Source organism: Bartonella queenslandensis AUST/NH15, assembly GCF_000312585.1.
Taxonomy (GTDB): Bacteria; Pseudomonadota; Alphaproteobacteria; order Rhizobiales; family Rhizobiaceae; genus Bartonella; species Bartonella queenslandensis_A.
On the sequence record NZ_HE998071.1, the window covers coordinates 1 to 394 of the forward strand.

Here is a 394-nt window from a genome sequence, read left to right on the forward strand (position 1 = left end):
GGGACCCCAACGGGTAAAATGATATAGCCTCTTTTTTTGCCCGGAGCGCGACGCATCACACGTCCTACCGCCTGTATCACATCGACTTGGCTTTTACGCGGGTGTAAAAACATCACCGCATCCAAGCTAGGCACATCCACCCCCTCAGACAAACATCTTACATTGGTCAGCACACGACAGTGATTTTCCCCCACATTTTCTTCAAGCCAATCCAGTTTTCTTGACCGCTCCTTGGCGCCATCCTTCCCATCAATATGATCAACTTCACAGATCAGAGGGGGTGTATCGGGGTGGTTTTGATAAAGTCTGTTGAAAATCCTCTTAACACCTTTTCCTTGAAAGGTATCACGGATCCGTTTAGAGGTTTTGATATCTTTACAAAAAGCCAAGGCAC

1 protein-coding gene is annotated in these 394 nt (G+C 47.2%); it reads right to left on the reverse strand.

From position 1 onward, the window contains the following. Positions 1-394 (reverse strand): helicase-related protein (locus BN338_RS09400; protein WP_039761530.1); only part of this gene is annotated, 394 nt, incomplete at both ends.